General features: G+C 59.7%; 9 protein-coding genes. 3 read left to right on the top strand and 6 right to left on the bottom strand.

Annotated features, from left to right (window positions below):
- Window positions 1–33 precede the first annotated feature (33 nt).
- The 6 genes from sapF to FN633_RS02915 all read right to left on the bottom strand — a co-directional run bounded on the left by sapF (window position 34) and on the right by FN633_RS02915 (window position 6,816).
- Window positions 34–840: a putrescine export ABC transporter ATP-binding protein SapF gene (gene sapF / locus FN633_RS02940; protein WP_042394275.1), complete on the bottom strand. Its 807-nt coding sequence runs from the start codon at window positions 838–840 to the stop codon at window positions 34–36.
- A 1-nt stretch (window position 841) separates the two neighbouring features.
- Complete coding sequence (gene sapD / locus FN633_RS02935) at window positions 842–1,834, bottom strand: putrescine export ABC transporter ATP-binding protein SapD (RefSeq protein ID WP_154056674.1); 993 nt, start codon at window positions 1,832–1,834, stop codon at window positions 842–844.
- Window positions 1,834–2,724 (bottom strand): putrescine export ABC transporter permease SapC, encoded by an 891-nt coding sequence (sapC, locus tag FN633_RS02930; RefSeq protein ID WP_154056673.1) that lies wholly within the window; start codon window positions 2,722–2,724, stop codon window positions 1,834–1,836. Before sapC ends, sapD begins: the two co-directional genes overlap by 1 nt.
- Complete coding sequence (gene sapB, locus FN633_RS02925) at window positions 2,711–3,676, bottom strand: putrescine export ABC transporter permease SapB (protein WP_154056672.1); 966 nt, start codon at window positions 3,674–3,676, stop codon at window positions 2,711–2,713. Before sapB ends, sapC begins: the two co-directional genes overlap by 14 nt.
- Window positions 3,673–5,319: an ABC transporter substrate-binding protein SapA gene (gene sapA, locus FN633_RS02920; RefSeq protein WP_154056671.1), complete on the bottom strand. Its 1,647-nt coding sequence runs from the start codon at window positions 5,317–5,319 to the stop codon at window positions 3,673–3,675. The genes sapB and sapA overlap by 4 nt, the downstream gene beginning before the upstream one ends.
- 90 nt (window positions 5,320–5,409) lie before the next feature.
- Complete coding sequence (locus FN633_RS02915; protein ID WP_154056670.1) at window positions 5,410–6,816, bottom strand: MFS transporter; 1,407 nt, start codon at window positions 6,814–6,816, stop codon at window positions 5,410–5,412.
- A 141-nt stretch (window positions 6,817–6,957) separates the two neighbouring features.
- Between FN633_RS02915 and FN633_RS02910 the strand changes: the two genes are divergently transcribed.
- The 3 genes from FN633_RS02910 to FN633_RS02900 all read left to right on the top strand — a co-directional run bounded on the left by FN633_RS02910 (window position 6,958) and on the right by FN633_RS02900 (window position 9,065).
- Entirely contained in the window at window positions 6,958–7,875 is a 918-nt protein-coding gene (locus FN633_RS02910; protein ID WP_154056669.1) for a LysR family transcriptional regulator, read from the top strand.
- A gap of 65 nt (window positions 7,876–7,940) precedes the next feature.
- The gene (gene yajD, locus FN633_RS02905) at window positions 7,941–8,285 is read left to right on the top strand and encodes an HNH nuclease YajD (protein ID WP_042394259.1); all 345 of its coding nucleotides are present in this window, start codon (window positions 7,941–7,943) and stop codon (window positions 8,283–8,285) included.
- 204 nt (window positions 8,286–8,489) lie between these two features.
- A complete protein-coding gene (locus FN633_RS02900) occupies window positions 8,490–9,065 on the top strand; it encodes a DUF4142 domain-containing protein (RefSeq protein ID WP_154056668.1) in 576 nt (191 codons plus the stop codon).
- Window positions 9,066–9,082: the final 17 nt, after the last annotated feature.

The following is a 9,082-nucleotide window of genomic DNA, read 5'->3' as shown; positions in this document are numbered from 1 at the left end:
TATGTGTTAATCCGACCACCCTAAAGAGTGGCGCTAGCGGTCTTTTCGCCAGGCATCCGCCGTCAGCGCCTCGCCAAAATGGCCGGCAATAAGGCGTCGGGTCAGCTCATGCAGCGGGGCGGCCAGCACGTCAGCGGTGCTGCCACGCTCAACCACTTCGCCCTGGTGCATCACGATGACCTGGTCGCTGATGTGTTTCATCATACCGATATGCTGAGTCACGTAGATATAAGAGATACCCTGTTTCTCCTGCAATTCCAGCATCAGGTTAATTAATTGCGAACGCATCGACATATCCAGCGACGCCAGAGCCTCATCTGCGACGATCACCTTCGGGCGCAGGATCAGCGCCCGGGCCAGCCCTAAACGCTGTTTCTGGCCCGGGGCGAGCATATGGGGATAGTAGCTGACGTGATCCGGCAGCAGCCCGACCATGCGCAGGGTCTCAATCACCCGCTGCCGCCGAGCCTCAGGCGGCAGATCGGTATTCAGGCGCAGCGGGAAGTCGAGGATTTGCGAGATGCGCTGGCGCGGGTTCAGCGACGTCGAGGGATCCTGAAAAATCATGCGGATACGCTGACTGCGAAACGAGTAGTCGCCGTAGTGCAGGGGGCTATCGTCAATCAACAGCTCGCCGGTGGTCGGTTCGATCATGCCCGCCAGCATCTTCGCCAGCGTTGATTTACCTGAGCCGTTCTCACCGATGATCGCCAGGGTCTGCTTCTCTCGCAGGGTAAAGCTCAGCGGCTTTACCGCCTCTACCGTCTGGCGGTGGAACCAGCCGGTACGGTAGCGGAAGGTTTTACTCAGATTGCGTACTTCCAGCAGGGTGTCGATCATCTCACTCTTTCTCCATATTCAGCGGGAAATGACAGGCAAAGAGGTGATTTTTGGGTCCGGCCAGCAGGGGACGCTCGATGCATTTACGCTGGGCGTAGGGGCAGCGCGGCCCGAGACGGCAGCCAATCGGCAGATGCTCCAGCAGTGGGATCGCCCCCGGCAGCGTGTTCAGGCGGCTTTTATGCGGCATGGCACTGCCAAAGTCAGGAATAGCGCGGATCAACGCCTGCGTATAGGGGTGATGCGGCGTGGCGATCAGCTCCTCGCTCGGCGCGGTCTCCACGGTCTGTCCGCAGTACATCACGTTGATCTTGTCCGCCCACTGGCTCAGCATCTGCAGGTCATGGCTGATCAGGATAATGGTGGTGTTGTTGTTTTGGTTGAGCCGGGTCAGCAGACGGAAAATCTGCGCCTGGGTGGTCGGCTCCATGGCGTTGGTCGGCTCATCGGCGATCAGCAGGCGCGGCTGGTTCGCCAGCGCAATGGCAATCATCACCTTCTGGCACTCACCGTCCGTCAGCTCATAAGGGAAGCTGCGCATCGCATCTTTGTGATCGCGAATGCCGACGCGGTGCAGCAGCTCGATGGCGCGCCGTTTCCGCCAGCCCATGCGCTGCCACCAGTGGCCTTTATAGGTCCAGGCCGGAATGTTTTGCATCAGCTGTTTGCCGACGCGCTCCGACGGATCGAGACAGGACTGCGGCTCCTGAAAAATCATCGACACGTTATGTCCGAGGATTTTCCGCCGCTCGCGCGCCGAGAGGCGCATCAGATCGACATCGTCGAAGCGCATTCGGTCTGCGGTAACCCGCCAGTTATCTTTGGTTACGCCGCAGATGGCTTTGGCTATCAGGCTTTTGCCCGAGCCGGATTCGCCCACCAGACCGCGGATTTCGCCTTCGGCAAGGGTCAGCGTGACGCGATCGACGGCTCTTACCCAGCCTTCGCCGGTCTTGACCTCAATGGTCAAGTTACGAATATCAAGTAGTGGCACTATTCCACCCCCGCATTGACCGCACGGCGGATCCCGTCGCCCAGCAGGTTAACCAGTAAAACGCTTACCATGATCGACGCCCCCGGCAGCATCACTGTCCAGGGCGCGACGTAGATCAGCTCCAGCGCGTCGCCCAGCATCGCTCCCCACTCCGGGGAGGGCAGCTGCGCACCGAGATCGAGAAAGCCCAGCGCGGCAATGTCGAGAATTGCCATCGAGAGCGCGCGGGTGATCTCGGTCACCAGGCCTGCGGTCATGTTTGGCAGTACCGCAAACCATAAAATATTGAGCGTCGTCGCGCCGTCCAGCCGCGCGGCGACCACGTACTCTTTCTCCAGCTCGTCGTGCACCATGCTGTAGACCGAACGCACCATCCTCGGCAGCAGCGCCAGCCAGACGGCAAACATGGCATGGGAGAGGTGCGGCCCGGCAAAGGCCACCACGATAATGGCCAGCAGCAGGGAGGGGATCGACAGCAGCGTATCGAGCACATGGTTCAGCACCGCCGAACGCAGGCCGTGCGTTGCCCCGGCCACGACGCCCAGCACCAGGCCGCAGATCGTTGCCGCCAGGGTAACGACAAACGCGCCGCCTACCGTGGGTGCTGCGCCGCTAAGCAGGCGGCTAAGCACGTCCCGGCCAAGGTCGTCAGTGCCAAGGAAGAAGGAGACATCCCCATAGCGTGACCACGAGGGTGGCAGCAGCTGGTAGCCGAGGAACTGCTGATCGATGCCGTAGGGCGCGAACCAGCGGCCAAAAAGACACAGCAGCACCAGCCCGGCGCAGCCGTACAGACCAATCATGGCGGTGGTGTCGCCATAGAACTTGCGCCAGACCGTGCGCAGCGCGCCGGGAGCCTGCTTCTCGTTATAGACGTTATCGGAGGGCATACCATTCCTTATGTTTCAAAGGGTTCGCCAGCGCGCCCAGAATGTCAGAGAGAACGTTAACAATAATGACCAGCGCACCAATCACCATCACCCCGGCGGAAATAGCCGCATAGTCCTGCTGGCGGATGGCATTGATCACCCAGCGCCCCAGCCCCGGCCAGCTAAAGACCATTTCAGTGATCATCGCCAGCGTCAGCATCGTGGAAAACTGCAGGCCCAGACGGGGGATCACCGGCGGCAGGGCGTTGTGCAGCACGTGGCGGCGCAGAATGCTCAGGCGCGAAAGCCCGCGCGTGGCGGCGGCCTTGATGTAGTTCTGCTCAAACACCTCAATGGTGCTGAGGCGCATCAGGCGGATCACCTCGGTGGTCGGCGCGACCGCCAGGGTCAGCACCGGTAGCACCATATGCCGCAGCGCGCTGATGATCATCTCTTCGCGCCATATTGACGCCGACAGCCAGGCGTCAATCAGCGCAAAGCCAGTGACCGTTTTCACTTCATAAAGCAGATCGAAGCGGCCTGATACCGGCAGCCAGCCCAGCGTCAGCGAGAAGAAGAGGGTCAGCAGCAGCGCCAGCCAGAAGATGGGAATGGAGAAGCCAATCAGGGCCAGGGCGCTGATCAGCTTATCCTGCCATTTACCGCGCATAATTCCGGCCATCATGCCAACCGGAATGCCCACCACCAGCGCAAAGCCAAAGGCGAGAATACAGAGCTCCATAGTGGCCGGGAAGACCTCCTTGAGCTGCTCGGAGATCAGCTGGCCGTTAATGCTGGAGACGCCGAAATCCCAGTGCAGTACCCCTTTAAACCAGAAGAACCAGGCATTCCACAGGGATGCGCCCTGCAGCGGCGCGTGCGGGGTAAAGTAGCTCAGGCTGAAGCCCACAAAGGTCAGCAGAAAGAGCGTGACCAGTAGCAGAAGCAGGCGGCGCAGCGTAAAGATGATCATGGTTGCTTCACCTCTTCTTTTTGCGGTTCACGCGAGACGCCAGCAAACGAGGCGTTGCCGAACGGGCTCAGGACAAGACCTTTAATATCGTAGCGGTAGGCCTGCAGGCGCAGGGAAGAGGCCAGCGGCAGCACCGGCAGCTCGCGAGCGAGGATCGTCTGCGCTTCATCGTAGGCTTCAATGCGCGACGCCAGCTGCTGGGAGGTCAGCGCTTTTTGCAATATGGTATCAAACTCCCGGTGACACCAGTGGGCAAAGTTTGTTTGCGACTCAATGGCGGCGCAGCTAAGCAGCGGGCGGAAAAAGCTGTCCGGGTCGTTGCTGTCTGTCGACCAGCCAGCGAGGGTCAGGTCGTGATTCATATCCATCAGTCTCGCTTCCTGGAAACGCCCCTCGACGGGAACAATCATTACCTTAACGCCGACCTGGGCCATATCGGCCTGGATAAGTTCAGCGGTTTTCAGCGGGCTGGGGTTCCATGCCTGCGAGCTGGTCGGTACCCATAGCTGTAAGGTCATGTTCTCCAGCCCCAGCGCGGCCAGCTGCTGTTTGGCTTTTTCCGGATTGTATTCGGTGATTTTTGCGTCGCTGTCATAGGCCCAGGAGGCACGGGGCAGGATCGAGGCGGCGGTCTCCGCTGTGCCGTAATAGATCGACTGCATCAGGCGCTGGTTGTTGATCGCCAGCGCCAGCGCGTGACGCACGGCGGGGTTATTCAGCGGCGCTTTGTCGGTATTAAACGCCAGATAGGCGATGTTCATCCCCGGGCGCAGGGTCAGACGCAGGCGCGGATCGTCGCGTAAAATCGTTAGCTGGCTGGCGGCAGGCCACGCCAGCACGTCACACTCGCCGGTCAGCAGCTTCGATAGCCGCCCGGTTCCCCCGGAGCCGAGATCGACCACCACCTGCGGCATCAGCGGCTGGCCGCGCCAGAACTGCGCGTGGCGCTGGAGGCGGATATACTGGCCGGTGCGGTACTCGGCAAGCTGGAACGGACCGGTGCCTACCGGCTGGCGATCCAGCAGCTCCTGACGATCGCGCTTAGCCAGCTGGTCTGCGTATTCAGCGGACATCACCGAGGCGTAGTGCGTCGCCAGATGCCACAGAAACGAGGCGTCCGGTTTTTTCAGGCGAAACTCCACCGTGCGGCTGTCCAGCTTGCGTACGCTTTCTACCGAGTCGGCAAACTGTAAGCTATCAAAATAGGGGAAGCTGCTGCCGTTGACGTTATGCCACGGGTGGTGGCGATCGAAAATGCGCTGGAAGCTAAAGACCACGTCGTCGGCGTTGAGCGCCCGCCCTGGCGTAAACCACGGCGTTTTTTGAAAGGCGACGTTGCTCCGCAGGCGGAAACGGTAGGTTGCGCCGTTATCCAGCACCTCCCAGCTCTCCGCCAGCTCGGGCACCAGACGATAGGTGTAAGGATCCACGTCCAGCAGGCGATCGTAAAGCTGGGCCGCCAGGGTATCAACAATCAGGCCGCTGCTCGCTTTTTGCGGATTAAAGGTATTAACCTGGCCATTCACACAATACACAAAACCGCTATCACGAATATCCGCCGTAGCGGGACCCGCAGGCGCAGCCTGAACGTGTCCGCTTAACAGGCCGACTGCCATGAGCAGGGAAGATATAATCAGGCGCATAATTTCTTTAGCTGTAAGACCGATTTACAAAGTGTATCGCACTTAACAGGGTCACGTAAAAATGTCTGCGGGTAAGCGGCGTAAAAGTCGTCAATCAGGCTGTTTTCGTATGCGGCTTAGGCTAAAAAGGAGGGCCAGCACGGTCGCCAGCACCGCAACCCACAGGCTCAGGCGAACCGCGTCCGTCGCCTGAGCACCAACGGGCGCTAAGACCGCCAGGATGACGCCCACCAAGGCCCCGCCCAAACACTGGCCGAAGGTACGCATAATGGCCAGCACGCCGGAGGCGTAGCCGCTGTTCTCCCGCGAGGCGTTTGCCAGCATTTCACGATTGTTGGGGCTTTGAAAAAAGCCGAAGCCGAGTCCACAAACCAGGCTGCGAATGCCAATATCCCAGGGCTGAGCCTGGTCAGGAAGCAGCGCCAGCAGCGTTAACCCCAGCGTAAAAATCCCTAAGCCCAGCGTTGAGATCATTGCGGCGGGGTAGCGATCGGCCAGACGACCTGCATGGGGCGCGGCCAGCATAATCCCCAGCGGCCAGGGGGTGAACAGCAGTGCCGAGGTAAAGACGCTATACCCGTATATGCTTTGAAACAGAAAGGGCAGAGCAATAAACGTCATTCCCTGACTGACAAATGAGGCCAGCGAGGTGAGCGCCGCCAGTGAAAAGCGCGCCGAGGCAAAGAGTTCCAGCGGCATCAGCGGCCGTGGCGCACGACGCTGACGCCAGATAAACAGCAGCCCGGCGGCTATCGCCACGCCACCATAGCCAGCTGCTGTCCACAGCTGCGTTTGCGCCGTACCGGGCCGGGAGAAGGCGTTTGCCGCCATAATTAATCCGCCCAGCATCAGTGCTGACAGCGCGGCCCCGGCGATATCAAAGGGTTCGCGTCCGGGCGTGCTGTCATTGGGGAGCGCCTGCAGCGTCAGCGTTAACGCGATCGCTCCCAGCGGGATATTAATAGCAAACAGCCACTGCCAGCTCAGGGCGGCCAGCAGCGTGCCCCCCAGCACCGGGGCGACTGCCGTGCTGGCGGCGATCAACAGGGCGTGAAGGCCCAGAATACGCCCCAGCAGGCGAGTCGGGAAAACAGCGCGTAGGATCGCTGGAGCAATACTCAAGGTCGCTGCCCCGCCAACGCCCTGCACGATGCGCCAGCCTGTCAGCGCCGAGAGCGAAGAGGAGAGGGCGCAGCCCAGCGAGGCCAGCGTAAAGAGGCTCAGGCCGAAGGCAAACAGGGTGCGAAAGCCAACGCGGCGGGCAAGCGCGGCAAAAATGGCCAGCGTCATCGCGGCCGAGAGCAGATAGCTATTGACGATCCACACGGCGGACTGAGCAGGCACCGCCAGCGCATGGGCGATAGGCGGCAGCGCAACGTTGACGATGGCCCCGTCAAATACGGCCATGGTAGTGCTGGTCATCACCGCAGCCATTGCCAGGGCTCGTTCGCGCCCGGCTAAACCTTCGTCCCCAGGTCTTATAGAAAAAAGCGCCATGCTGTTTACCTCTTTTATGTTCATGCATTCGATGTGTAAAGCGTAATCAGGGATAAGACCGGGCGGAAGACGCAGCATTTGCAGTAATAACCTGCACCGGACGCCTTCCCTCAAACCAAACGGGCAGAGTAAGATATAGGCATGAACGCACCCGATCTGAATTTGCTTATCGCTCTCGACGCGCTGCTGGCTGAAGCCAGCGTGGCGGGCGCTGCGCGTCGTTTAGGGTTAAGCGCATCGGCGATGAGTCGTACGCTCAGCCGTCTGCGCGCGACTACCGGCGATCCGTTGCTGGTGCGCGCTGGCCGCCATATGGTGTTAACGCCGCATGCAGAGGCGATCCGCGAACGCACGCAGCACACCCTGTTTGAAACCCTGGCGCTGCTGCGACCCTCTCCGGCCGGGCTGGCGCTGTCGACGCTGGATCGCACGTTCGTGCTGCGCACTAACGAGGGTTTCATCGAGGCCTTTGGCCCAACGCTGATTGTGACGGCGGCGGCGAGCGCTCCGCACGTGCGTTTGCGCTTTGTTGCCCGGGCGGAGAAAAGCGCAAAGGCGCTGCGTGAAGGGCTGGTCGATCTCGAAGTGGGCGTGCTGGGTGAGATGGGGCCGGAGATCCGCATTCAGGCGCTGTTTCGCGATCGCTTTGTCGGCGTGGTGCGCCCCGGCCATCCGCTGGCGACGCTGCCGGAAGTGGGCATCAGCGACTACCTTGCGCATGCCCACGTGGTCGCCTCTCGTAGGGGACGCACCGCCGGGCCAGTGGATGAGGCCCTGGCTGAACGGGGTCTTGAGCGTTCTATCGCTGCTGTTGTACCCGGCTTTCCCGCTGCGCTGGCGGTGGTGCAGGCCTCCGATCTGGTGGGGCTGATCCCCGCCTCGTTTCTTATCCATCAGCCTGCCGCGGCATATTGCATGTTTGAACTGCCGATAAAGGTGCCTGGCATTACGCTCTCCCAGATGTGGCATCCGCGAGCCGAGGCCGATCCGGCGCATCGCTGGCTGCGGCAGTTTGTGCTGGAAGTCTGCCGTAAGCACGCTCCGACTCCCCAACAGTGATTGGCGAGCGTCGTGCATTGGCATACTATAGGGGCATACTTTCGTTACCGTAAGGATTGCCTGCTATGGCTATCATCCCTAAGAACTACGCTCGTCTGGAGTCCGACTACCGGGAAAGAGCATTAAAGATTTATCCATGGGTTTGCGGGCGCTGCTCCCGTGAGTTTGTGTACTCGAACCTGCGCGAGTTAACGGTGCATCACATCGACCACGATCACACCAATAACCCGCCGGACGGCAGCAACTGGGAACTGCTGTGCCTCTACTGCCACGATCATGAACACTCGAAATATACCGAGGCCGATCAGTACGGTACAACCGTCGTTGCGGGAGAGGATGCGCAGAAGGATGTGGGTGCGGCAACCTACAATCCGTTCGCTGACCTGAAATCGATGCTTAATAAGAAGTAACGACACGAAGACAGCTTGCCGTGGAGCGGCTGTCCTTAATCTCACATCTCCTGACCTCCTCCGCTTAGGATTTTGGCTTAATCTGCTGCCTTAAATCATTGTTCCACTATACTGAACTGACCATTGCAGTTGTTATTTACAGAAGAAACTGCGCACGGTTAATTACCTCATACCAACCCTACCCATGGTCATCAGGAGAACAACATGCAGAAGAGCAAAACCTTGAAAGGGCTACTCGCCGTATCAGCAGTCGTCGCTATGTTCAGCACTGCTGGCGTGCAAGCGCAGACGCAGCCCAGCGCTGCGCAGAAAGATGCCGTAGGTCAGACTGGATCGAACGCCAAACTTAGCGCTGGGGACGAAAAAGCGGTGAAGGATATGGCGCAGGCTAATATCAATGAAATCGCCGCTGCCAAAATCGCGCTGAACAAGGCCCAAAGCAGCGACGTCAAAGCTTTCGCTCAGAAGATGGTTGACGATCACGGTGCTGCCTTAACCAAAGTACAGACTGTGGCCCAGCAAAAAGGCGTGACGCTGCCGACTGAGCCGGACGCTATGCACAAGGCCATGGCCGCCAATCTGGAAAAGCAGAGTGGCGATGCCTTTGACAAAATGTATATGGAAAACGCCGGCACCAAAGATCACCAGATGGTGCTGTCGAAGCTGCAAAGTGATGCCAAGATGATCAAGGATCCGGATGTGAAGGCCCTGGCCGATGCGCATACGCCGGTCGTTGAGCAGCATCTAAAAGCCGCCCAGCAGATGGCAGCTGATAAATAATTAGGCGTGAGTAACCT

Source organism: Pseudescherichia vulneris, assembly GCF_902164725.1.
Classification (GTDB): Bacteria; Pseudomonadota; Gammaproteobacteria; order Enterobacterales; family Enterobacteriaceae; genus Pseudescherichia; species Pseudescherichia vulneris.
This window is presented reverse-complemented; position numbering and strand designations above follow the sequence as displayed.

Coding starts and splice junctions, on each gene's coding strand:
- yajD (WP_042394259.1), top strand. CDS start 7,941: ATGGCTATCATCCCTAAGAACTACGCTCGTCTGGAGTCCGACTACCGG.
- FN633_RS02900 (WP_154056668.1), top strand. CDS start 8,490: ATGCAGAAGAGCAAAACCTTGAAAGGGCTACTCGCCGTATCAGCAGTC.
- sapA (WP_154056671.1), bottom strand. CDS start 5,319: ATGCGCCTGATTATATCTTCCCTGCTCATGGCAGTCGGCCTGTTAAGC.
- FN633_RS02915 (WP_154056670.1), bottom strand. CDS start 6,816: ATGGCGCTTTTTTCTATAAGACCTGGGGACGAAGGTTTAGCCGGGCGC.
- FN633_RS02910 (WP_154056669.1), top strand. CDS start 6,958: ATGAACGCACCCGATCTGAATTTGCTTATCGCTCTCGACGCGCTGCTG.
- sapF (WP_042394275.1), bottom strand. CDS start 840: ATGATCGACACCCTGCTGGAAGTACGCAATCTGAGTAAAACCTTCCGC.
- sapC (WP_154056673.1), bottom strand. CDS start 2,724: ATGCCCTCCGATAACGTCTATAACGAGAAGCAGGCTCCCGGCGCGCTG.
- sapB (WP_154056672.1), bottom strand. CDS start 3,676: ATGATCATCTTTACGCTGCGCCGCCTGCTTCTGCTACTGGTCACGCTC.